Here is a 26981-nt window from a genome sequence, read left to right on the forward strand (position 1 = left end):
ATGAATCGCCCCCTGCGCAAGCCCCTGTCGGACCTGATCTCTTCGCTGGCGCGCAAGTCGCGTCGGGCCAAGCGTGCCCAGGCCGAGCCCTCGCGTTTCATCTTCGAGGGGCTCGAGCCGCGCATGTTGCTCTCCGCCGATCCGCTGACGGCAGCGGTGGCCGCCGGCAGCGATATGGTGCTGCGCATGTCGGAGGACAAGCAGCGCCTGGAGTTGGTGGAGCGTCTGGAGGAGCAGGAGCAACTGCTGCACAGCTTCGATCTGGCCGCGGCACGCGATGCGGGGAGCATCACGATTCAGGGCAGCGAGGACGACGATTCGCTGAGCTTCGATGCCAACCTGCTGGATGCCGATCTGAGCGGGCTGCTGATCAATTTCCACGGTGGCGACGGCGACGACACCCTGAGCCTGGCCAACAGCCAGGGGCTGGTCATCAACTTCGTGGGGGGCGAGGGCGATGACCGTATCCAGGGGCTCGAGGCCGGCACCGAGTGGACCGTGACCGGTACCGGCGAGGGCCGAGCCGACTATCTGGCCAACGAAGTGCTGAGCGCCAACTGGCTCAGCTTCAGCGGGATTACCGACATCGATGCGGCCTGGTATCGCGAGGCGGGCGATATCGCCCCCGAGGATGACGGCTTCACGCATCGTCTTTCCGCTACCGTGGACGGCATGAGCTGGGCGCTCTACGACGAGCGCAGCCTGGCCCTGGGAGGTATCGCCTTCGAGGGCGTCGACGTTCTCGTCGGACGGCACAGCCAGACCCTGGACTATTCCGACTATGCCACTTCGGTGGCGGTAAACCTCGGCACCGGCAATGCCAGCGGCTTCAAGCAGGTGGGCGGCTTCGGTCATGTGATCGGCACCAACGGCGACGACATTCTGATCGGCGATGCGTCAGCGACCCTGGGCGTGACGCTGGACGGTCGCAATGGCGATAACCTGATCGTTGGCGGCGGCGGTAACGATCTGCTCAAGGCGGGCGCTGGCCAGAGTACTTTGGTCTCCGTTGGCGGCAACGACACCTTCGCCCTGAGCGACAGCCTGGGCGACGACTTCAGCCCCGAAGAAGCCGAACTGACCTACGTGGTGGAGCGCTCAGCCGGGAACATCACGCTGACCAACCAGGGCGCTCAGGCGCAGATCGCGACCCAGCTGGGCAGCGTGGCGTTCACTCATCAGCCGGTCGAGATCGTGCTGGCGGCGGCGGGCAATGGCCAGACCCTGAGTGCCGCCGACTATGCACTTGGCGGGGTGACCTTCCAGGCGCGCGACACCGCGTCGAGCACCACCATGCTGGGCAGCCAGCAGAGCGACCGCTTCATTCTCGGCGCGGGCGGCGGCTCGGTACATGCAGGTGGCGGAAGCGAAAACCTGATCGAGGCCCAGGCCGATGCCGATATGACACTGACCGATACCAGCCTTGTGGTCGTTGGCAGTGACTGGGAGGCGTGGACCCTGGCCAACGTTCAGCTCGCCCATCTGATTGGCGGCGAGAGCGACAATGAGCTCGACGCCAGCACTTTCACCGGCAGCGTGCGTCTGGAAGGGGTGGCGGGCAACAATATCCTGAAGGGTGGCAGCGGCAACGACATCCTGATTGGTGGCACTGGCAACGATACGCTGCTGGGCGGCAATGGCGACGACCTGCTGTTCGGCAACCGCGGCAACAATACTCTTGACGGTGGTGACGGTACCAACACGGCCATGGGCACCACGTCGCACTCGCTGCGCCTGTTCAATGTGGAAAACGAAGTCTTCGATTCCCTGCTTCTGCGCGGAGATTTTGCCGAGCAGCATGAGCTGGTGTGGCAGCGTACCGCTGGCAACATGGTCGAGTTTCATTTCGGCGATGAGCAGACCATTGCCGTGAGCATCGATGCCGAGGCCTTGGAGGTACAGCACGCCCTGGAGCAGCTCATCGGTATCGGCGCGGGCAACCTGCAGGTGGCCCGTGAGGCGACGGACGACGAGGTGCGCTGGACGGTGCGCTTCGTCGGTGATTTCATGCGTCTGCTCGACGATGGCACCTTCGCCAAGGCCTTGGACAGCGAAGCCTTCGGCGTGGCGCTGGTAGGAGCCGGCGCGGCTTCGGTGATGTCGACCCAGACCCGCGCCCGCCAGGCCGGCAGCGATACCCTGATCAATATCGATAACGCCGTGCTCGAGGCGGAGTTCGGCAATACCGCGCTCGATGCCCGCGGTTTCACCGGCGATGTACTGTTGCAGGGCGGCAGCGGCAACGACACGCTGTATGGCGGCGACGGCTTCACGCAGTTCTTCACCGTGGCCGGCGACAACACCCTGCATGCCGGCAGCGGCGAGAACGACATCGTCGGTGGGGTGGGCCGCGATCATCTCATCGTTCAGGGCTCCAGCGTCACTGTCTCAGGTGACACCTTCGAGGTCGGCGACACGACCTCGAGCTATGTCAATGTCGATCGGCTCACCCTGGTGGGCACTGATGGTAACGATACCCTGGATGCAAGCGGCTGGCATGGCTTGGGCGAACACAGCTCCTTGATTGAGCTGATGCAGCGCCACGATGCCCTGCAAGCCGACATCGACGCCTTCCTGGCCGCCCTGGGTGGCGACCTGGCCGATGACGAGCTTGAGGAGTTGGGCGTCACCTCGGCGATCCTCGATATCACCTTGTCCGATGGCTCCGAGCATCGTCTGAACATTGCCGATGCCCGCACTTTAGGCGACCTGCTGCTGTTGCTGGGCACCGTGGAGGGCCTGGAGGCGGAGTTCGATACGGCCGAAGGCAAGCTGCAGGTGCGCGATGTCTCTGAAGGCGAGGGCACCTTCGCGATTGCTGCCAATGAGAGTGCGGCGCTGCTGACGGATGCGCTTGGCTTCGGCATGTCGGATAGTGATTGGGTCAGCCAGCCCTTGGCGGGTGCCGGAGTGACCTTCGACGCCAGGTTGGGAGGTAACAATACCCTCAAGGGCAGCCGCGGCGACGACCGCTTTATCGTGGTGGCGGGCGAGCACGATATCGATGGCGGCGCAGGCAGCAATACGCTGGTGGCGAGCCACGAGCACGGCGACATGACGTTGACCGACGGTAGCCTGGTGCTGGGTGACGATACTTCGGCACTCAGCAACCTCCAATTGGCCGAGCTGCTGCTGGCGGGGGGCGCTGGGCATACGCTGAGCACCGCAGCGTTCGGCGGTGAGTCGTTGATACGTCTCTTGCAGGGCGTGTCGAATATCACCGTCGATGCCGATAGTGACGATCAGGTGGTGGTCGATCTGCAAGCCGACGAGCTGGATGGCCTAGAGGGTGTGACGGTCACGGGTGGGGCGAAGCTGGTCGGCTACTGGAGCGGCGACAGCATCCTCAACAATATCGAGCGAAATTTCAAAACGGACATTGAACTGCGCGCCGACGGCAAGCTAACGCTTACCGACACGACCTTGACCACCAATGGCACTGACCTGACCCTGATCGCCCGCCACCTGACCATCGATGACGACAGCAAGCTAGACAGCGGTGCCGGTGATCTTCACGTCAGCGCTCAACTGCCGCCCAAGGTGCTAGCGCCGGTCAACGGCTTCGTCGACGTGGGCCTGTTCGATCTCTCCGTGAACATCGGCGATGCCACCCTGACCGGTGGCAGCGTACGTATCGATGCCCTGTTGGTCGACCCCGAGCGCGACTGGTTCAATCAGCGCACCGGGGTTGGCATCATCGACAAAGGCATCGATGCCACCCTGAATTTCCTGCAGGGTCTGTCGCTGTTCGGCAGCATTTCGACCCTGATTGCCAATGCCACCATCGATATCGGCGCCGATGCCAAGATCACCGCGACTGACGGTGACATCGTGGTGGCCTCGGAGATCGATATCACCGCCGACGTGTCGCCCACCAAGGCGTGGGGTCTTGGCGTGTCGGTGAGTACGCTGATCACTCGTTCCAACGTGCATGTGCATGGGCAGCTGACGGCGTCCAATGACATTCACCTGAGCAGCAGCGTGACCACCACCCAGAACGTGGAAGCCGCACCGGGCGGGCTTGGTGGTGTGGCGGGCGCGGTGGCGGTGAGCGTGCTGGTGAGCGAGTCGCGGGTGATGGTGTGGAACGATGCCGTCATCGATGCCGGCAACGATCTGACCGTTTCCGCCACCACGGTTGAGAACAACACGACGAAGGCTACCTCGGCGCCCGACAAGGGGGTGGTGGGTATCGCCATAGCGGTGAACGTGGAGAGCAGTCGTACCGAGGCGCAGCTGGCCGGCGACGTCACGGTCGGTAACGACCTGCTGGTGGAAGCGACGACCAAGCAGGGCGAGAGCAACGGTGCCGTCACCGCCAGTGCCGGCACGGCCAAGCCTTCCGGCGGGCCGAGCGACCTGCGCGACGGCATCGAGTCGTCGTTCAAGGACGCTTCGCCCACGGCGCTGATCGGTAATTTCCAGAGTGCGCTGACAGATGCACTGACCGACAAGATCAAGAAGACGGTGGGCGAGAAGGCGCCCAACTTCATCGGCAAGCACTTCCGCGAGTCCGAGGAAGACAAGAAGAACTCCCTCGATGTAGCCGCCGCCCTGGCGGTTTCCGTCGACCTCAACATTGCCGAAGCGCGCCTGGGTACCAGCGTCGATCGGGCCGGCAATGCACTGGGCGATGACGAGCGCAGCCGCATCGTCGTCGAGGGCGACGTCACGGTGCAGGCGCTGAGCCAGCATCGGCCCGCCGTGAGTGCCAGCGGTAGCGCCGAAGGCGTCGACCCGAACAAGAAGGAAGAGGAGAAGAGCTTCACCGACAAGGTGCTGGGTAACACGATCATCGCCAAATATCTGGCCGCCGAGAAAAAGTCGGCAGTGAAGGGCAACGATTCCGCCGAGGCGCAGAAGAAGCAGGCCCAGGATGACAAGAGCGAAGCCAGCGAGGCGGCCAAGGTGGGAGTGGCCGGTGCGGTGAGCTTCGGCCTGCTCGACAACAGGGCCAACGCCACCATCGAGGGTAATGTCGATCTCGATGCCGGCAAGGCGATCTCCGTCGAGGCCGCGAGCCTCAACACGGTGGATATCGGAAGCCTGTGGGGCATGAACCTCTATACCGCGGGCAAGGCTTTCGACGATCTCGAAGGCACCTACGACCACACCAGCAGCGAAGGCGCCGTGGCCACCGCACCGAGCGAGAAAGTGCTGGTGGCAGACGGCCACCAGGCCGGCGGCGAGGCTGGTTCCGTCTATCGCTTCCTCGGTGAGAACGCCGAGAACATCGATCTTGCCAGTGAGGACTTCTCCGACGAGGAGCGGTGGGAGAACCTGGGAACTCCGCTCAATATCCGTATCGGCGAGTTCGTCGATACCCTGAACGGCTACACCTCAGGCGACCTCGGCCTGCCCGGCAGCTTCGACAGCTGGACCATGGCCACCGCCGAGGGCAGCAAGCTTGCCGTGGCGGGCTCGGCCAACGTCTTTTTGGTCAACCAGAACAGCGATGCGCGGATTCGCGAGGGTGCGCGTATCAACCTGGGCGATGAGACCGACATCGGTGCCGTGGAGCCGCAGGCTGGCCAGAGCGTCAGCGTCGTGGCGCGTAACGACAACCATCTGTTTTCTCTGATCGGCAACGTCAGCCTGCCTTCGTTTTCCGGTGCCAACAAGGCCGACGGCGACGCCTGGAAGAAGGCTTTCAAGAACGATATCGATACCATCAAGTCGGGCCTTGCCGGGGTGAAGTCGGAGGGCAGTGCCATCGGTGCCGCGGTGGGTGTGCATCTGCTGGGCGGTAGTGCCACTGCAATGATCGAGCGTGGCGTGGAATTGGTGGCCGACAGCCTCGACGTGCGGGCCTCCAACGAGACCCTGCTGCTCGGCATGGGGGTTTCCAGCGGCCAGGCCGACAAGGTGGCGTTCAATGCCACGGCGGTGGCCAACATCGTGAACAGTTTCACCCTGGCCCAGGTTCAGGACGGCGTACGGCTGAAGATCGGCAACGGCAGCGTGGAAGGCGAAACTGCAGGCCCTTCGCTGCGCATCAGTGCCAACGACGATACCTACGCCTTCGGCATTGCCGGTGGCGTGGCACGTGGCGGCAGCGTCGGTATCGGCGCGTCGGTGGTGGTCTCGGTGATCGAGCGGGATACCACGGCGGTGCTCGGCAGCCTGGCCGAGGATCTTGCCTTCGCAGGTCGCATTGCCGTTGGCGGTGACGCCTTGGTCGAGGCCAACACCTTCGGGGTGGTGGTCGACATGGCCCTGGCCGGCGCCAAGGCCGGTGGCAAGGCACCCAGTGGCGTCAGCTCCGACAGCGGTTCCGGTTCCGGCGGTAGCGGCGGCGGTAGCGGTGAAGACGACCCCAACAAGTGGCCCAACAACCAGAGCAACTACGACAACGTACTGGCCGAGCTGACGGGCAAGCTGGGCCAGGGCGGCAGTAGCGGTGGCGGCACCGGCGGCGGTGGCGGCGACAAGAAGGGCGGCTTCGGCGTCGGCGTTTCCGGTTCCGTGGTGGTACACGTCGGCAACGACGATACCCAGGCCCTGGTGCAGGGGCTCGAGCTGTTCGATGTTTCGGGTTCGACCCGCGTGGCAGCCAATGACAGTACCCATCTCGGCCTGCTGGCGGGCGGGGCATCGCTGAGCCTCGGCGGCAGCGGGGCTCAGGTGGCGGTAGCCGGTGCCGCGGCGCTGGCCTTCCAGGATGGTATTACCCGAGCGCGTATCGACCATGTTGCCCGCTTCGACAGTCAGGGCTTGGAGGTCGAGGCGCTGCGCGGTGGCTGGGCGGTCGTTGCCTCGGCCGGGCTGGCCATGGCCAAGGGTCAGAAGGGCTTCGGTTTTGCCGGATCGGCCAGTGTGCTGCGCTCGCTGCGCACCGTGGATGCCGGCCTGCTCAACATTCAGGCCGGCAGCCTGGGCGAGGTGAGCGTCATCGCCCGCGATGCCGCCAATACCATTCTCGTTGCCGGTGCGGTGGCCGGTGGCGGTAAGGCCGGTGTGGGCGGAGCAGCCGCTTACGCCGAGATCTCCCATGATGTGCAAGCGCAGGTCGATGGTCTGGGTAGCGATGGCGCTGCCATGGCCGTGAACGGTATGTCGGTGGATGCCAAAAGCGAGGCGCTGATCGTCAGCATTGCCGGCTCCGCCGGCATCGGCGCCAGCGCCCAAGGCGTGGGCCTGGCCGGTACCGTGGCGATCAATCGCATCGAGAACACCACTCAGGCACTGCTCGAGGATGCTTATCTGACAGCACCTGAGGCAGAAGGCGAGCAAGACGCCGTGCCGTTCGCCGTACGGGTGAGCGCCGAGGACCGCAGCAGCATCTGGTCGCTTTCCGGCGCCGTTGGCGTGGGCGGCACGGCCGGTTTCGGTGCTGCCATCTCGGTCAACTACCTCTCCAACTCCACCAGCGCCTTGATTCAGGGCGGGGTGATCGAGCAGGCGGCCGGCGTGGCGGTGCTGGCCGCCAATACCGGCCTGTTGCGCACGCTCACCATCGGCGTGGGTGCCAGCAAGAAGGTGGCCGGCTCGGGCAGTGTTTCGGCCAATATCATTGCCAACTCGCTTCGCGCGGGCATCGATAGCCAGCGTATCGAGGCAACCAGGGCGATCTCGGTGCTGGCACAGGACCGTACCCAGTTGATCGCCATCAGCGGCGCCGCTGCCGGTGCCGGCAAGGCGGCGCTGGCCGGCAGCGTCTCGGTCAACATCATCGACAACGATACCCGGGCCACGATTCTCGACAGTCATCTCACCACCGACGAGGGGGTGCTGCTCAGCGCCACTTCCAGCTCGCTGGTGGTCTCGGTGGCCATTGGCGGCGCGGGGGCCGGCAAGGTGGGGCTGGCGGGCGCGGTGACGGTCAATCTGGTGTCCGGCCAGACGGTCGCTCAGGTCAAGAATTCCCAGTTGACGGCCGGTGGCGATATCCAGGTTCAGGCCACCGATAGCGCGCAACTGGTGGTGGTGGCCATCGGTGCCGCCGGCGCCGGCAAGGTGGCGGGCGGTGTCAGCAGTACCACGGTACAGACCGACAACGCCATCGTGGCGCTGGTGGAAGGCGGCCGGCTCGAGGCCGATAACGTCAGGATATGGGCAGGCCTTGCCGAGGACACCGAACGTGGTGCTTTCGACCTCGAGGCGCTGACCGGGGTCAACCCGGAAACCGAAGGCACCGAGTTTGCCGAGGGCGAGGAGGAGCCGGATATCGCTGCCCGTGACATGGGCAACCTCAATTGGTCCTCCGGTGTCGTGAGTGTGAGCATTGCCGGTTCCGGTGCGGGGGCCGCGGCCGGCTCCGCAGCGGTGAGTCTCAACTGGATGCGCAGCTCGATTCGCGCTGAGGTGAGTGGCGGTGCCGTGGTGGTGTCGCGCAACGATGTCGAGGTGAAAGCCTACGACAAAAAAGGGCTGGCCAGCTTCGCCTTCGGCGTGGCCGGGGCCGGCAAGGTGGCCGGTGGCGCTGCCATCTCCTTCAACTACATCGGCGGCGATCCTTCGGATCCGTCGCGAACCATCGATAATACCAGCGACGACGACGTCAACGCCTCTCAGGACATGCTGATCCTGGAGGGCAGCGGCAACACTTTCGGCTACAAGGCCGGTCAGGTGGCGGCGGTGATCGACAATGCCACGGTGACTGCCGAGGCGGGCAACGTCATGGTCGAATCCCATGCCGAAGCCCAACTTCTGAACATTACTGCCGGTGGCGCCGGGGCGGGCAAGGTGGCGCTGGCCGGCTCCATCGCCATCAACTTCATGCAGCACGATCTGCTGGCGCGGATAGGCGGTGGCGCTCAGGTGACCGCCAACGCGGCGGTGGGTGACGCCACCACCGGTCACGTGAACGTGAGCGCTTCGGTGGCGCCGATCATGATCAACATCGCCGGTGCCGCGGCCGGCGCCGGTGCCGTTGGCCTGGCGGGGGCTTCCGCTACCAACGACATGGCCTCTATCGTCAGCGCCCGTATCGACGGGGCCGCGACCCGGGTGACCGCGGACGGTAACGTCGATGTTCAGGCTCGCCTGCTGCGAGTGACCGACGGCGTGCCGCAGATGAACGTCGACAGCAGCCTGATTCCCGAAGAAGAAGAGACCGGTGAGCGGCCGGCGACGCCGGAGCAGGGCGACCAGATCTGGAGTTTTGCGCTCAGCGGCGCGGGCGCGGGCAAGGTGGCCGTTTCAGGCGCGCTGTCGTTGAACTGGCTGCGTAGCAATGTCGAGGCGGTGATCGACGCCGCCGAGGTGAGCGCCGAGGGCGACGTGCGGGTTGCCGCCTCCGACGACCTGGGCCTGAACGCCTTCACCGTGGCGGCCTCCGGTGCGGGCGCTTTCGCTGCCGCGGGCTATTTCGCCTACAACTACGTTGGCGGCAATCCCGACAATCCCGCTGACGATGCCAGCAACCGTATCGCCGCACTGATTCAGAACGGCGCCAACGTCACGGCCGGTGGTAGCGTGCTGCTCGAGGCCACCTCCGATTCGCGCATCAACGCCTACACCATCGGCGGTGCGGTGGCGGGCTTCGCCGCGCTGAGCGGTACCACCACCCTCAACTTCACCCGCAAGGAGATCCGCGCCGAGGTGCTGGGCGGCGCTACCCGCGTGGAAGCCGGTGAGCACATTCTGATCGAGGCCGAAGACAGCAGCCGCATGACCTCCGCCAGCGTTCAGGTCAACGTGGCGGTGAAGGGCGGTGCGGCCGGTATCTCGGTGGTTTACCACGACATCCAGAACCGTATCGTGGCGGGCAGCCAGGGGGCCGAACTGGAAACCCGGCAGCACGGTGGCGGTGACGTGGTCATTCGCGCCGATTCTCTTTCCAGCAATCTGATCACCAGCGCAGGGGTGACCTACGGTACCTTCGGCGCCGGGGCGGCCAACGCCGGCAGCTCGGTGATCCGCAACCTGGCCGAGGCCAGGGTGGACGGCGGCACGGTGCGTGCCGACGGCACCTTGCTGGTGCATGCCGACGTGGTCGATACCAGCCGTATCGTGCTGGGTACCGTGGCAGCCGGGGCCGTGGCCATCGGCGGCGGGGTGTCGGTCGATCTGATGGGCAGCGACAGCCGCGCCTGGATTGGCGGCAATGCCGACGTGCTGGCGCGGGGTAACGGTGACGGCCGCGCCGTGACGCAGCGCTGGGACGATGGCTGGAAAACCGAGAATCGCAAGGGGGTGGTGGTGCTCGCTACCAGCCACATGACCTTCCTGACCGTGGCGGCCACGGTCGCCGGGGGGCCCGGTTCGCTGGCGGCCAACGTCACGGTGGATGGGGTCAACGGTTCGACTCAGGCCTATATCGAGAATGCCAGGGTTCGTAGCGGCGGCGATGTCGTCGTGCGCGCGCTGCACCATATCGACGCCGACAGTGGCGGCGGCGCGGCTGCCATCGGCGCCGGCTTGGCCGCCGCAGCGGGTGTCGACACGACCCTGCTCGGCCATCGCACCGAGGCCTGGATAGACGGTTCGGGTTACAGCTCGCCCGAGGCCATGGTGAAGGCCGACGAGGCGTTGATGGTCGAAGCCGAGGCCTCTGTGGCGTTCCTCTCCGTGGTCATGGGTATTGCGGTGGATATCGCGCCGGGTGCGGCGTTAGCCGGTTCCGCCAGTGCGGTGAACGTCTCCATGGAGACCCGCGCCACGGTGCGCCAGGCCAGCGTCGAGGGTCGCACCATCGATGTGCGTGCCGAGAATCATGTCGACGGGCGTTTCATCGTCGGGGCTCTGGCCGGCAGCGGTGGCTTCGGTGCCGGCGCTTCGTTGGCCGTGGGCCTGCTCAACCCCAGGGCCGTGACGTCGATTCAGGGGGCGAGCCTGACGGCGAGCAACGACATCCGTATTGCCGCCAGGCAGACCTTGGACATGGGCATCAGCGTAGTGGCCGGTGCCGTGGGCGGCGGCGCGCTGTCCGGGGCCTTCTCGGTGATGATGGCCAATGCCCATACCGAGGCTCGCGTTGCCAGCTACGCTGGCCAGCGCAGCGAACTGCACTCCACTGGCGGCTCGGTGGAGGTGCTGGCCAATACGCTCACCAAGATGAACGTACGTGAAAACGCCGGCGACTACCTGCAAGGGGTAGGCGCCGTCAGTGTGGGCGGCGTCGGGGCCGGCGCCTCGGTGGAAGTCATTGTGCTGCGTGAGCGCACGCTGGCCTCCATCGACGATTACAGCCTGGTGCACGCCGCTGGCGACATTCGCGTGGAAGCTCTGCTCGAGCGCGGCATCAATTCCGCCGTGCTGGCCTTCACCGCCAGCGGCTCGCTCAGCCTCAACGGTGCCATCTCGGTCATCAGCCTGGGCGCAGGGCTCAGCGAGGATGCCGTGGCCGACGTCGAGGAGCTTGGCCAACTGGTCTCGGGCTCCTTTGCCGGCTTCGCCAACGGCGACTATGCCATGCAGGAGACGGCCACAGAGACCGACTCAGGTACCGATGATCCTCTCGATCCCAATGAATTCGAGAATGATTTCGATGCGCCGGCCAACGCCGGCAATCAGAACCAGGCCAACCGCAAGACCACCAACCAGGCCCTCGATGAGCTGACCTTCCAGGTGAGCTTCGACGTCGAGAAGAACGGCCAGGTGATCGGCGACACTACCGCCAAGGTGGGGCGCTTCACCGAGCTCGATGCCGGCGGCGATATCGTGGTCGAGGCGAAAGAGCTGCTCAAGGTGGGGATCGTGACCGGCGGAGCGGCCATTTCCGGCGCCGCCAGCGTGGGCATTTCCATCGCCGTGCTCGAACTCAACGGCGCGGTGAGTGCCACCGTGGGCTACGGAAGCTCGCTCGCTGCCGACGGTCAAATTCGCGTGGCCAGCCACGCTGAGTTCCACAGTAACCTGCATGCCGTGGGCGGCGCGGCAGCCCTGGGTATCGCCATAGGCGGCCAGAGCACCATCATCCTGGATCGCAGCATCCAGCAGGCCTATATCGAAGATGCCGGTACGCCGGCTCAGGCTGTCGTCATCAATACGCCCGGCAACCTGACGCTGAGCGCCAGTGTGGACCGTCAGCATCAGGCGTTGGCGGCCGGCGGCAGCATCGGCAAGGTGGCGGCGGGTATATCCGTAGGGGTGGTCGAGATCAGTGGTGCCACTCAGGCGTGGCTCGGTGAGCGTGCGATCCTGGGTGACGATACCTTGTTGAACAACGTGATGGTGTCTGCCACCAGCCTCGACAGGGTCAATCTGACCGTGGTTGCCGTGGCCGCCGGCCTGGCCGGTGCGGGCACCGCCAACGTCTCCACCGTGAGTCTTTCCAACGATGTGCAGGCTTGGCTGGGCAGCGGCATTACCCTCAGCGCCTTGGGCGATGTGGTCATCAGCGCGCTGCATACGCCGCGGGTCAGCGTGGAATCGCTCGGGGTGGCGGTTAGCGCCGGGGTCGGTATCGGCGCTTCGGTGGTGGTGGGCAACCTGGGCACCCGGGTGCTGGCACAGGTGGGTACGCCTGGCGGCGCCAACAGCGACATCAGCCTGCGCGCCGCCAACCTGAACGTCGAGGCGGGCAGCACGCTGTTGAATGACGCGCCGTCTCTCTACGCACGGGCTGTCGGCTCCGCCGGCGGGGCGCTGCTGGGCCTCAATGCCACCGTGATCACCCTGCGCGACAATGCCCGCGCCGAGGCCGTGATCGGCAATACGCAGTCCAACCGTGCCGCGCCGGGCGAGCCGCAGAGTGACAACAATATCGAGGTGGCCGGTCATCTGCGAGTCGTCACCGACCTGCGTACGTCGCTGGAAGGTCGTGCCATCAGCGTGGTGGGTGGTTTGGTGGCGGCCGGTGCTGCCGTGGTGGACGTGCGCCAGAATACCCAGAGCCGGGCGAGGATCGGCGATGGTCATCTGATCGGCGCGGGGCGAGTCAGCGTCGAGGCCGGCGGTCACCAGCAGGCGGAGCTCTACTCCTTGGCCGGCAGCGGCGGTGTGGTCGCCGGTGCCGGTGCCGGTAACCACCTGCGCCAGACGGCCATTACCCACGCTACGGTGGGGGCCTCGACCCTGTCCGTCACGGCGCCGTTGGCTTCCACGGACCCGGATGCCGGCAAGCTTCTGATTCGCGCCAACCAGATCTTCGAGATGGAGAGCCAGATACTGGCGGCGGCAGGGGGTGTGCTCGGCGGTACCGGGGCGGAGGCGCGCTTCCGCATTACCGCCGATACCCTGGCAAGCGTTTCGGCCAACGCCAATGTCACGGCTGACAGCCTGGACATGTTTGCCGAGAGCGAAGTGATTCGCGAGCGTCTGGCGGGGAACGGCCACGATACCATTCGTGGTGTTGCCGGCGGTGCCGTGGCCGGCGCCGGTGCCAGCACCGATGCGCTGTTCGATCTCGATACCCGTGTGGAAGTGGGCGCTGGCGCGAAATTGACCACGACCGTGGGCGATCTGCGTCTGGAGGCACTCAACGCCATCACCTTCCACGATCAGATCAACCTCACCGCTGCCGGCCTCGGCTCCGGCGCCGGCATTACCTCGCACATTCGCGATGACGATATGGCGGCCAGCGTGCTGATCCATCAGAACGCCGTGCTGCACAGCGCCGGTGAGCTGGTGGCGACGGCGCGCGGCACGGGTGACCTGAGTTCCGTCCTGCTGATGGATACCTACGGTGCCGCCACCGTAGGCGTGGGCGACGTGCGGGTGATCTTGAGTCCCAACAATCGCATCGTGATGCATGAAGGCGCCAGTGCCACGGCCTTTGGCGACATCAACTTCGCGGCAGGCGGCGATATTCGCGGCAATCGCGATGTATACGCGCTGAGTGCGACGCTGGACAGCTTTGCCGGCAGCCTGATTCCGATTACGGATCTCAATGCCCGAGCGGAGATGAACCAGTCGCATCTGATCGATATCCGCAGCGGTGCCGAGCTGGTGGGCGCAAGGGACATCACATTGTTCACCGAGCGCTTCGGCTTCAGCGACATGAATGCCCAGGCCAAGGGCGTGAGTTGGATTTCGGCGGTCACGGGGGCCATCGATGCCGCCCTGGGTGGCGGTGGTGGCTCCGAGATACTCGATGGCGATGTGGTGACCCGCTCCAACGGTCGGGTCAACATCGACGGCACGGTGCGTACCGGTATCGACCGGCATCAGCGCCTGGTGCTGGAGATGGCCAATATCGATTCGCTGGCTCGCGACATCAACCAGGCGCTGGAGTCTCTGCGAAGTGAGCTGCTGACCATTCGCAGCGCCAATGAGCCCGAGATTCTGTCGCTACTTGGCCAGATCGACCCGCTCGAAGCCGAGCTGGCGTTGCTCGAGGAGCAACTGGTCGAGTTGAACGATGAGCTGGTTGCGCTGGAGGCGGAGAAGGTCGAACTCGAGGACGAGCTGGCCGTTCTGCAAGGCGAACTCGCCGTACTGAAAGCCGAGCTCGAGGACGCTGAAGCGGCCGAGGAGCAGGACGAAGACGAGATTGCACGCCTGAAGGCCGAGGTCGAGGCCAAACAGGACGACATTGCTGCCAAGCAGACCGCCATTGCGACCAAGAATACCGCCATTTCCACGAAGAACACTGCCATCACGACGACGGAACAGTCGATTGACAGTACTGAGAGCGGTATCGCCTCCCGGCAGGGCCAGATCGAACAGAAGCAGAGCGAGATCGATGCCAAGCAGGCTGAGATCGATGCCAAGGAGGCCGAACTCGACGCGCTGTTCACCGGCAATGCCGGCAATTTCCTGGTCGCGCGGGAGGGCTACGACGACATCGGCTTCAGCGTGGGCTATACGCGCGGTCAGTCCGAGCTCGTCGATGAGCTCCGCGATCTCAGGGAGCGCTTCGCGCTGTACCGCAGTTCCGGCAACCAGCAGCTGATCGATTTCTATACGAACGAGATTGCTCGTATCGAGCAGCGCCTGCTGGATGAAGGCTTCGCCGAGAAAGTCGGCAACGACATCCTGATCAACGAGGTGGACCAGCTCACCGTCTACATCGACGATGTGTGGGCCCAGGCCGGCACCGTCTATGTATTCGCCGACGATCTCACCGGCAGCGGCGAGGTGGATGCGCCGGGCGATGCCAGCATCACCATTCTCAATACCGCACCGTCACGCATGGTGCTGGGTAGCACCGAAATTCCCCAGGTGGTCGGCGGGCTTTACTTCAACCTCACCGAGGTGGACAGTGCCGCGGCGATCAATCTGCTCAACTCGAGTTTGACCACCAGCCTGTCGGGGCTCAACCCGGTGGGCAGCGAGGGGGCGACGCCGCGTATCACCATCGTCAACAGCCGCGGCGTCTATTTCGACTCCGCCGATGGGGTGCGGGGCCAGGTGCTCGATGCGCTGGTGCGTGGCTTGCAGTTGGAGGGGCTCAGCGACACCGCGCGTGACGCTTTCCTCTACGACAACAACGACTATGGCAACTCACCGGCAGCCAGCGTGCTGTTCGCGGTCACGGGTATTACCCGCAACGTCTCCGGCGAGATCGTCGCCTATGCGGTGGGCTCACTGGAGATCGAAGGGGAAATGCGCGCCGAAAAGCTGCTGCTCTCCTCGGCCGGGGAGATTTCCGTGCGCGGCCTGTCGCAGTTCAACCCCGGCGGCAACCCCGATGCTCAGGCGGTGAAGGCCCACAGTGGCGACGGCGTCGGTGGGCTCAGCGCGGCGGCACTGGAGGCGATTCGCAACAGCCGTGGCGATTCGCCGGACCTTTCCGCCGGCGTGATCGTGATCGATGCCGAGTTCGTCAACCTCAACGGCTACATTCGTGCCGGCGAGGAGATTTACCGCCTGGTGCTGGGCGACGCCGATGCCCAGCGTATCGCTGACCACATCCGCAGCGGCAGCACCAGCAGCATCGTGCTGCCGGCCTCCAGTGGCACGGCGTTGGCCATCTTCAACCCGCGCACCGGCCAGATCGAGGTGCAGAACATCGCCATCGAGGGTGGTCGTCTCGATATCACCGGCCACGTGGTCAACACCGGTAACGGCCTCCTTGAAGTGCTGGGCGGCTACGGCACCATCGAAGTGATCAACAACACCCAGTACGCCCTTGCCGTGGGCGGGCTGGACGTGAGCCGGCCGGGGCAGGGCATTCTGCGCATCGATGACAAGTTCACCGGCTTGCACGAGTACCGCTACGACGCCGACGGCAACAACACCTACACCTTCAAGCCGAAGGAAGACGCGCGTTACGGTTTCAGCGTGGCTCAGGACAGCACCGAGCGGCAGTATGCCCAAAAAGGGTCGAGCAGCTGGCTGGGTATCGATGCGCTGGCCGCCGACCCGCGCACGCTGAAATGGGGCGACAGAGAGGTCAGCTCCGGCAAGCTGCAGGATTCGCTCTCCTATTTCTACACCTCTAGCGAGACCGGCTACCGATACGCGCAGAGCCAGATCGGTGCGGAGCCGGGCGAGGCCTCGCAGAACTGGAACGACATCCCGGTGCAACTGGTGGACAAGTGGTCGACCAGTACCTGGTATGGCAAGAAGACCAACTACGCCAAGTTCGTGCAGGAGCGCGAGAGCGTGATTCTGCATACCCACTCGGTGGAGGCCAACCGCGACGTCCAGATTCGCTTTATCGGTAATGCTACCGGCACCATCAACATCGATTCCCGCGGTGACGTGGTGCTGATCGGCGATCTCGCCAACCACAACGGCACCAGCACCGTGAAGACGGAAGGGGCCATCCGTCAGAACGACGATCAGCGCCGCGACATTCGCATCAGCGGTGCAGAAATCGTGTTGCGTGCCGAGGATGGCATCGGTAATGGCCGCGCCATCGATCTGCACAACCGCCTGGGGCCGGACGCTGCCGCGGCACCGCCGATGCGCCTGGACGCCGTGACCGTGCGCGGCGACATCAACGTTCACCAGCTCAACGGTGACCTGACCGTGAGCCGTGCTCATGCCGGCGGCAACGTCAGCCTGATGGCCTCCGGCAGTTTGATTGCCGGCACGCTGCAAGGCGGCACCACGGCTCATGTGCAGGGTGGCAATCTGACCCTGATTGCCGAGGGCGGCAGCATCGGGAGCATCGCTGCCAATAATCCGCTGCTGATTCAGCAGTCGGGCGAAGGGCGCCTCAACGCCACCGCACGTGGCGATATCGCGTTGCATCAGGTCAGCGGCGATCTCGGCGTGGAGCGCATCGTCAGTAGCCAGGGTGATGTCTGGCTGCGGGCCTCGGGCGACCTGCTCGACCGCAACGACGACAGCCGGCGCGACGAGCGCACCATCGAGCAGCTGCGCGGGGTGTGGGATCGCATGGGGCTGATTCCCGGCGAAGAGGGCGGACGCATCGAGGCCGCCAAGCAGGAGCTCAAGGACCGCAAGGCCAATGAGTACCAGGCCTACTGGAACTACCGTTTTGCCACCAGCGATGACGTGATCGGCGGGCTGGTGGACGGTGAAACCTACCGCATCAAGAGCATCGACGAATACGGCAACCTGCTGCTGGAAGTGGGCAGCGGCGACGAGCGTACCGAAGTGCGTCTGGCGGCGCCCGACATTGCGGCGGACGATCCGCGGGCAGGCCATCGCTTCTACACGTCCGGCAGTGACTTCTTCACCATCGACAGCCTGGCCGATATCACTAGCGACGGTCTGCTGGCCGCCGGTGGCGCGCTGGCCGTGGGGCAGACCCTCACTTATCGCCGTGTGGTGGAGTACGACCCCGAACAGGGCGTGATCCTGACCGAGCAGGAGCGCAGCGCCTATCGGCAGGCACTGTTGGAGCTGGATCCCTCGTTGGCCGACGACGAGGCCGCCCTCGAGGCGCGAATCGACGGCATTGCCCAGGACCGCACCACCGTCTATCGCCAGCTGCATGCCATCCATGGCGTGGACGAGAACGGCTCCGCAACGCTGCTGCGCGAGCTGAACTATCAGGCGACCTTGACGGCTGCCGAGGCGGCCAACATCGAGTCTTCGGTGAAGGAGTGGACCGAGCAGGAGCTGCTGTCGCTGATCGGCGCCGGGCTGCTGCAGGAAACCACCAGCACCCGTACCGAGATTCAGGCGGCCAACGTCGAGGCGGCGGGCAACATCACCCTGATTGCCGGCGGTAACATCGGTGTGGCCAGCGGCCGTGAGCTGCTCGACATGACCAACGGGCTGGCGGGGTTGAGCGAGGAACAACGCCTGATGCTTTCCGCTGCGGAGCGTCAGGATGTCAGCTACCTCAAGCACGCCCCGGTGGCAGCCAACGTCAATTTCGTGGTGGGCGATAGCGTGGGCGGTGTCACCACCGTAACCCTCGAGCGTACCGATGGCGAGGCCTGGGACACCACCTGGTTCAAGCCGGGCGAGACCCTGGACATTAACGGCAGGTCGCTCAACGTCACCGAGAATGGCCTCTACTACCAGATCGTGTCGGTGGATGGCGGTACCTTGGTGCTGACCACTTCACTGGACGTGGTGGCGGAGTCGGGCGTCGATATCGAGCTGGCCGCGGTGCTGCTCGATCCGCGCAGCACCGAAGCCTTCGGTCCCGACGGCCTGCCGGTCATTCGCTTCATTTCCATCAGCCTGGTGGAGGATTTCAACGTCAACAATGGCGGTGAGATCTACGTCGAGGCCGGGGGTTCGGTCTACCTCGGTGCCGATGCCGAAGAGGGCGAGGCCAGCCTGCGCCTGGCCAAACTGCACGCCGGAGCGGATGCCCGCATCAAAGTGTCGGGCAGCATTCTCGCCGCCCAGACCCTCTCGGGCGACCTGGTGATTCGCAGCGGCGACCTGGTGCTGGAGGCGGCTAACGGGCAGATCGGCTCCAGCCCCGATTCGCGACTGCAGCTGGACCTGAAGGAAGGCGCGACCGTGACCGCCCGAGCCCAGCAGGGTATCCACCTGCATGCGCTTGGCAGCGACATGCGTATCGGCACCATGTTCTCCCAGAGCGGCGACCTGTGGTTGAGTGCCGATGGCAGCATCCTCGACGGCCTGAACCACGGGCTGATCAACATGCTGGCCAACAATATCCACCTGACAGCCGGCGAGAACATCGGCAGGGAAAACAATTTCCTGGAGTTCGCCACGCGGCCCGGTGGCGTGATCAATGCTCAGGCCGGCAACGATATCTATCTGGATACGGTGGATGGCAGCATGACCATCGGCTACATCGAAGCCGGTGAACATGTCTACCTGCGTGCCTTGCACTCGATTCTGGGCACCAACGGCAACGAACTGGCCGGTGACATCAAGGCCACGACCCTGCGCCTGGAGACCCGCATTGGCGGAGTGGGCCAGGCCGACCGCCTGCTGGCGATCATGACCGACGACGAGATCGGCCGGCTGGATCTCGATAGTGCCGACACCGCCTTCGTACGTGAAGTACTGGGCAGTGCCAGCCTGGGCCGCAGCGGTGACTTGCGCCTGGGTCAGGTCAGGGCCGGTAGCGACAATACCCTGGCGCTGATCTTCTCGGAGGTGGGTAACATCTTCAACGCCCTGGACGAGGGCGAGATCAACATCCTCTCCTACGGCGTCTACCTCGTGGCTCAGCACAACATCGGTCGTCAGGACAAGGTGATCACCACGGCGACCGGTGTGCTGCAGGGCGAGTCGCGCGAGGGGCAGGTGTACCTGAACAACAGCGGTCACCTGGTGATCGACGGTAAGGGCCTGACCGCCGCCGGCGACATCGAGATCACCACCAACAGCCCGTTGACCGTAAGCGAAAACGTGATCTCCGAGTCGGGGAATATCTTCTTCTATGCGATGGAGGCCGAAGACTCACAAGACAATGGCGATGTCGTGACGTTCACCAACGGTGTTCGGGTCGAAGCGCAGCAGGGTAGCATCTTCGTTTCCGCAGGCGACGGCATCGTCATCGAAGACGATCAAGTCGTGCTCAGGGCCTCCCGCGATATCCATCTACGGGTGGAAACCTGGGAGACCACTCTGCTGGGTACGCGTCTCGACGATACGCAGGCTTCAAGCGTGTTGCGCGGTACTCTTGAAGCGGGCGAGTCCATCGTGATGCGTGGTGGCAATGAAAAAGGACAGCATTGGCTGATCGAAGAGAGCGCCACGCTCATCGCCACTACCGTTGAGCTGGATACGGGCAATGGTAACAACTACTTCGAGCTGCAAGGCCGGATCGAAGCCACCAGTGTACTGCTGAATGGCGGTAACGATGGCGACGTGCTGTGGCTGGGCGGCAGCATCGAGGCTGGCCAGGTACTGATCCAGGGCGGCGCGGGCGACGACCGCGTGACCTTCGACGGCGAGCACGCCCTGGGACGCCTGGAAGTGGATCTGGGCGCCGGCAACGACACCCTGCGGGTACACGGCACCATTCATGCCGAGCTGGGCATGCGTTTCTACGGCGGTGCCGGTAACGATGACCTGATGCTGCATGCCGATGAGCTGCTCGGTGAGATCGAGCTGCTCGGCGGCGAGGGCAACGATACGCTCACCGTGGTGGAGCTCAATAGCCGTACCGATGGCCTGCTGATGGATGGCGGTAGCGGCAGCGATACCTATCGCATCGTGCTGCACCAGGGGGCGAACGCCAACTACGAGATCACCGTGGCCGACGGCGGGGCGATCAACGACGGCGTGGACTTCCTGTTCATCGAAGGCCGCGGCTTCGACGACTACCCGGGCATGCTCGACCGCGACCTGGGGGCCTTCGTCGACGGCGACATGAGCGACCTGTTCCTGATTCGCCGCAATTTCATTGCGCGGCTGGAGGGCGATTCGACCCAGGGCGTTACCGGCGGCAACGTGGAGCGCATCAACTACGGTGCCGACATTAACGGCCGGGTCACGGTCAATGGCCATGACGACGATGACGTCTTCGTGGTGGACGATACCTCCGCCCTGATGACCCTGGACGGCGGCAACGGCAACGACCGCTTCCAGATCGGCCAGCTGTTTGCCGAGCATCCCAACCCCGAAGGCACGGCGGTGGATGGCCATTACGCCTCCGGCGTGCGGGTGGGCGACGAGATTCGCGTCACGCCTACCAGCCTGGGGTATCTCAGCTATGGCAACAGCGAGGCCATGGTGATCTATGGCGGTGATGGCGACGACGAGTTCATCGTCTACAGCAACAAGGGGCTGCTGCGCCTGGAGGGTGAGTCCGGCAACGACAATTTCGTGGTCCGTGCCTTCATTGCCGAGAACGACATCGAGATACGCGGCGGCAGCGGCGATGACAACATCGAGTACAACATCAACGCGCCGGTGAGCATCGACGGCGGCAGCGGCTACAACACCGTGACCGTGCTGGGCACCGAGGGTGCGGATCAGTTCGTCATCACCGAAGACGGGGTGTTCGGTGCCGGTTTGAACATCGGCTTCGAGAACATCCAGCGGGTGCGGGTGGACGGCCTGGAGGGCGACGACACCTTCTACGTGCTCAGTACCCGTTTCGATGTGGTGACCGAGCTGATCGGCGGGGTCGGTAGCGATACCTTCATCGTTGGCGGCGACGTGACAGGACGCATCATCTCTGCCAATCCCGAGGGTCGCAGCAGTCTGGTGACGCATGGCTTTGCTTCCGCCGAAGAGGCTTACCAGACCTTGCTGGCCGATGGCCTACCGGTCAGTGTGGTCGACCCACGCTCCGGTGTCGTGGTGGTCACCGAGCCCGGTGGTTCCACGAGGGTGGTGGAAGGCGGCGGCCCCAGCTCCTGGTTCGTGTCGCTGGCACTGCCTACCGCTGGGCTGGCCAATGGCACGCTGGTGACATTGACAGTCTCGGCGGCGATGGCCTCTTCACACGACCGCAGCCGCACGCCTCATGGCGGACGTAGTGCGGAGACGGTCAAGCTCTCCTTGCAGGAAGATGGCGAGTACACCCAGGCGATCACCGTGGACTTCGTGCTGGAGGATGGCGTATGGACGCCTGCTCAGGAAATCTTCGTCAAGGCGCCGGATGACGACGTGGTGGAGGGCACGCGACTCGTCACGGTGAGCTACCAGGCGCAGGTGGCCCTGCCCGAAGGGCACGACGGCGAGATGCCGGAAGCGCTGCAGGCGCTGCTGAGCCAGCCGCTCGCCAACACCATGGTCACGGTCTACGACAACGACCGGGGTGACGTGGTGCTGAACGTGCCCGGCGACCGCTTGCAGTTGATCGAGGGCGATTCGGTGACCGGCCAGGACGGCAGCTTCGAGCTGCGTCTCTCGGCGCCGCTTCAGGTAGGCGAAGTGGTGACCGTGACTCTCGATCTGTCGGCCTTCGGCGACCGGGTCTCGGCCAGCACCACTACCTTGGTCTTCGATCACACCAACTGGGATCAGGCGCAGACCGTCACGCTGACCGCCGTCGACAACGACCGTGTCGAGAACCGCCTGGATGGGCGCGTGCTGTTCGAGCTCAGCAGCAACCTCGATGGCTCCATCTACGAGAACGTCAAGGCGAGTACCGTGCGGGTCACGGTCTACGACAACGACAGTCCCGGCCTGGTCATTCAACAGACCGATGGCCGCACCCTGGTGACCACCACCGGAGCAACCGACAGCTATACGTTGCGCCTTACCCAGGCCATCGTCGAGCCGGTGACGGTCCGCCTGTTCTCGGACGGCCTGACCGATGTGGTACTCGGCGATCGGGTCTTCCTCGATACGCTGTTCAGCGGTGCGGTGGCCATCGAGGTGTTGGCAGGTGCCGAGGCCGGGCCGCGCTTGCGGCTGCTGGAGAGCTCCTGGCCCGAGCTGGGAGTGAGCGTGGGGATGACCCTGACGCTGGTCGATCCGGAGGGCGATGTGCTGCAGGTTCGCGTCAATCATGTCGATGCCGACGGCTATCTGCACCTGACCCAGGGCGTGGACGTGGCAGCCGGCAACTGGCAGCTGACCGAGGTCGCCATTCCGGCCGTTACCTTCACGGCCGACGACTGGTACCGCACGGTAGAGGTGACGCTGAGAGCCGATAACGGATTCGTGGCAGCGGAGAGCGAACGCTACGTGATGCCTTTCGCGCCGCAGCCCCACGTGCTGGATCGCATCCAGGGGCCGTTGATCCTGGAGGGTGGTGTGGGCGATACCGATCGCACCTTGAACGACGCCATCATGCTGCCCCATGAGTCGACCGGCCAACTGGGCGATGGCCTCGGGCAAGGCCTCGGCGATGACGATCATACCGACGATACCGATACCCTGATTCTACATGCCGATGCCAGCGTGCAGTCGTTGCATGGCAACCTGACCGCCAACCGCGTGACCGGGCTGGGCATGGGCGAGGGCATGCTGAGTCAGGACGATGGGCGGGGTACCGGAACCACCATCGACACCCTGCGCGGCGTGACCTTCCATGGCATGGAGGTGGTGGAGTTGCTGCTGGGCAGCGGTGACGACCATCTGGAGATCGACCTCGACCCCGTGGCGTTCTCCGGTGAGTGGTCGGCCGCCGCCAGCGGTGATAGGGCGATGCTGATCCGTGATGGCAGCTGGCGCGAGGATGGTTTCAGGGCCGGTGACAGCCTGCTGATCGGAGGCGAGCGCTTCCTGGTGTTCGGCTTCACCAGCGCGGGACACATGCTGCTGGATCGTCCGCTCGCGGCACTGCTGGACGCGCTGGGCGACCAGCGCCCGGCGATCATTCGCGAGATGCCGCTGACCGTGGTGCATGGCGGTGGCGGTGACGATCTCATCGAGATACGCGGTGGCTACGATGCTCAGATTCCGCTGATCGTGTTCGGTGACACCTCACGCAGCGGTTCGCGTTACAGCGCCGTGAGCGGCGAGCCTACGCGCCTGGCACAGCCCTTCACCAAGCCTGGCAACAATGTTCTCGATGCCAGTCAGGCAATCGGCGGCGTGGTGCTGGTGGGCGGTGCCGGTAACGACACCTTGATAGGCGGTGCCGGTAACGACCAGCTGTTTGGTGGCGGCGGCAACAATACGCTGGATGCCCGTGTCGGAGGCAACAACCACCTCTACGGTAACGGCAGCATCGACGTCGATCTGAGCGTGCGCCTGTCCCAGGCGGAGAGGGTGATGACGCTCTACTCGGCGACGGGGGACGTGCCTCACGCGACCGGCGACCGCCTGGTGGCGGGGAATAACCACCTCTATGGTGGTGACGGCAACGACATTCTGATCGGCGACCATGGCGTGATCGAGCTCGAGGCGCGCGATGGCATCGCCAACCTGCGCCTGCTCGACAGCCAGCGCGTGATCTCGGTGCACAGTACCGATCCCGCATCCTATGGCCACAATCACCTGGAGGTGACGGGTGGGCGCAACATCCTGATCGGCGGTAGCGGCAACGATACCCTGCAGGGTGGCAGCGGCGACGACATCCTGATCGGCGACCATGCCGATGTGACGTTCGGGCGTGTCAACGACTTCAGCAACATCGTGAAGATCGTGGTTCGCGACGAGGGCTTTGATGGCGATGACATCATCGAAGGCGGTAGCGGTAATGACGTTCTGCTGGGAGGTGGCGGGAACGACATTCTCTACGGCGGCACGGCGCTGAGCGGAAACCACACAGGGAATGACGTCCTGGTAGGGGATTTCGCCGTTCTAACCTTCGTCAACGGGCAGTTGCGCCATCTTGTGACTCTGCCTAGCGCGAGAGCCGGGCATGATGAATTGCACGGTGGGGCAGGTAACAACGTGCTCGTGGGTGGTGAAGGCAACGATACCATCACGGGGGAGAATGGCCGTAACGTCGTACTGGCTGATCTGGGCGAGCTGGTGTGGAACTCCGCAGGGCATCTGGTAAAAGCAATGTCCACCAACCCGGGTCGGGGCGGCAATGACACTGTGACGCTTGGCCACGGTGGCAACCTGGTGATTGGCGGCGACGGCAACAACACCATTCACAGTGGTGACGGCAACGACCTGTTGGCCGGCGATCACGCCGAGGCGCTGTTCGATCAAAATGGCGTGATCCTCTCCTTCACTTCGCTGCATTTCAATCACGGCGGTAATGACACCATTACCAGCGGGGCCGGAAACGACTGGATCATCGGCGGTCACGGCAATGACAGAATCACCGTCACATCGGGTGACAACGTGGTGCTGGGCGACAATGGCCGGATCCTGGCTCGCGACGGCATTCGCCAGCGCGTGGAGAGCCTGGATACCCGCGCCTCTACCGGGGGCAACGACGTAATCCACGTTGGCACCGGCAACGATCAGGTGATCGCCGGGGTAGGAAACGACCATGTCACCAACGTGGCGGGCGAGACCGTGATCATCGGCGATGTGGGTGTGATCCTGAGCGATGCCCGCGGGCGTTACACCATGGCCGAAACGGGCCGCACCGATCTGGGCGGCGACAACCGGCTGTTCGGTGGCAGCGACCGCGACATCATGTTCGGCGGCAAGGGCAACGACTACCTCGACGGTGGGCCGGGTAACGACATCCTGTTCGGCGACTTCGGCCGCGTGACCCGCACGTCGCAGATGATCACGGTGGAGACCATCAACCACTTCGAGGGCGGCAACGATACCTTGATCACCGGCCCTGGGCGCAACATCGCCATTGGCGGTGCCGGCAACGACAGGTTCGACGGCAACTTCGACCTCGACACCATGATCGGCGAGTATGCGCGTATTCGCATCATGCTCAGCGGCAGTAACGAAGCCGAGCAGATCACCTCGATCGTCACGCTCGCTCAGGGGCGCCTCGACCTGATTCGTCAGGCGCAGCAGAACCTCTATGAAGAGGAGCGCGACGATGGGGTGCAGGAGGCACTGGGCTGGCTCGACATGACGCCGCAGGGACTGCTGGGCAATGGCAACCTTTTCGCTCGCCACGACCAGCCCGGATTCCAGGCACGGGGCATGGAGGGGCTGCGGACGCTGATCGACGAGTGGGTCGAGCGCCAGCAGGGGGCTGGCAGCAGCGGGTTGCGTACCAGCGTGGCTTCCTCGGTAGCGGCCAGTGTCGGTGAGGCGTCGGCCCCAGCCCAGGCGCCGTTACAGGATGCCGCGCCGGAGAATGTGACGAACGAGTCGAGCGACGAGGTGCTGGAAGCCGAGCCGCAGGAGCTGCCGCTGGAAGAAGCCGAGTTGCCGCAAGAGGCAGCGGATGAGGGGGAGCCTGCCGAGGTCACCCAGGAGGTCGACGAAGATGCAGCGCTCGAAGTCGCCGGCTTGATCGGCGCCTTGGCCGGGGCCAGTGGCTGGGGCGTGGCGCGTTCGAAGACGAACGGCACGGAACCCGCGCGCATGGCGGCGCTGCGCCGCGAGCAAGCCGCCTGTGAGTGGCAGCGCCTGATGAAGAGTGATAATGGCGCAGAGCGTCAGCAGGAGCACAGCGAGGATGAGTGAGGCCCGTTCGCTGCCGGGAGGCGTGCATGCCGAGATGATGCAGACCTTCCTGGCGGCGCTGGATATGCCCTATGGCATTGAGCGTTCCGCCAAGTGGCGGCCGCAGCGCTGGTCCACGGATCGCCTGCTCTGCAGCGCCCCGGTCTCGGCATGCGGTGCGGATGTCCTCGCTCGGCAGTTGCCCGCGCTGCTGGAGCAGCTGGGCATGCAGTACACGGACATGCAGGCGTTTCTCGCTGAGCTGCAACCGACTGCTGGGGAGGTGCCGCACTATCTGCATCTCGGGGTCGAGGATGGCCGCTGCAAGGTGTACTGGGAGGCGAGCCAGCCTGAGCAATTGGCACAAGAATCGCGCTTCGTTCTCTATCGTGCCTGGAAGTGGCAACCGGGCGAGGCCGCTGCGCTATCCGACTACGTGCTGGAGCCTAGTGCCGGCCAAGCCGTGCGCGCGATCAAGGCGCTGCTGGCCGAGATGCCAATGGCATTGGCCGATCTGCTGGAACAACTGGAGGTGAGCTTTGCGCTGAAGCAGACGCCCTGGCCGCCATTGACGGTGCGCATCGAGGAGCGTGTGGGCGGGCGAGAGACGCAGCGCCACTCGTTGAATCTGCATCTGCACCAGGCCCGGCTGCCGCTGGGTGGGATTGCCGGCCTGTGCATGGGGCTGGTGCGGGAGTGGCAGAGTGCGCCACGGAGTACCGTGGTGGAGTGGGTCGCAGCCCACGGCAGCGAAATGCTGGGCAATCTGTCGTTCGGTATCGGCGACGACGGCCAACCGTTCCTGACCTGTTATCACGGGGCCCGGTTGTGCAAGCCGTAACAGAGTGAAGGTA

General features: G+C 64.6%; 2 protein-coding genes. Both read left to right on the plus strand.

Annotation, left to right across the window (positions count from 1 at the left end; translation table 11 throughout):
• Positions 1–26148: an LEPR-XLL domain-containing protein gene (locus tag HOP58_RS14850; protein WP_234260763.1), complete on the plus strand. Its 26148-nt coding sequence runs from the start codon at positions 1–3 to the stop codon at positions 26146–26148.
• Positions 26141–26968, plus strand: a complete 828-nt coding sequence (locus HOP58_RS14855) for a hypothetical protein (protein ID WP_234260764.1) — start codon at positions 26141–26143, stop codon at positions 26966–26968. The genes HOP58_RS14850 and HOP58_RS14855 overlap by 8 nt, the downstream gene beginning before the upstream one ends.
• Positions 26969–26981: the final 13 nt, after the last annotated feature.

The organism is Halomonas sp. MCCC 1A11062 (assembly GCF_021404355.1).
Classification (GTDB): domain Bacteria; phylum Pseudomonadota; class Gammaproteobacteria; order Pseudomonadales; family Halomonadaceae; genus Halomonas; species Halomonas aerodenitrificans.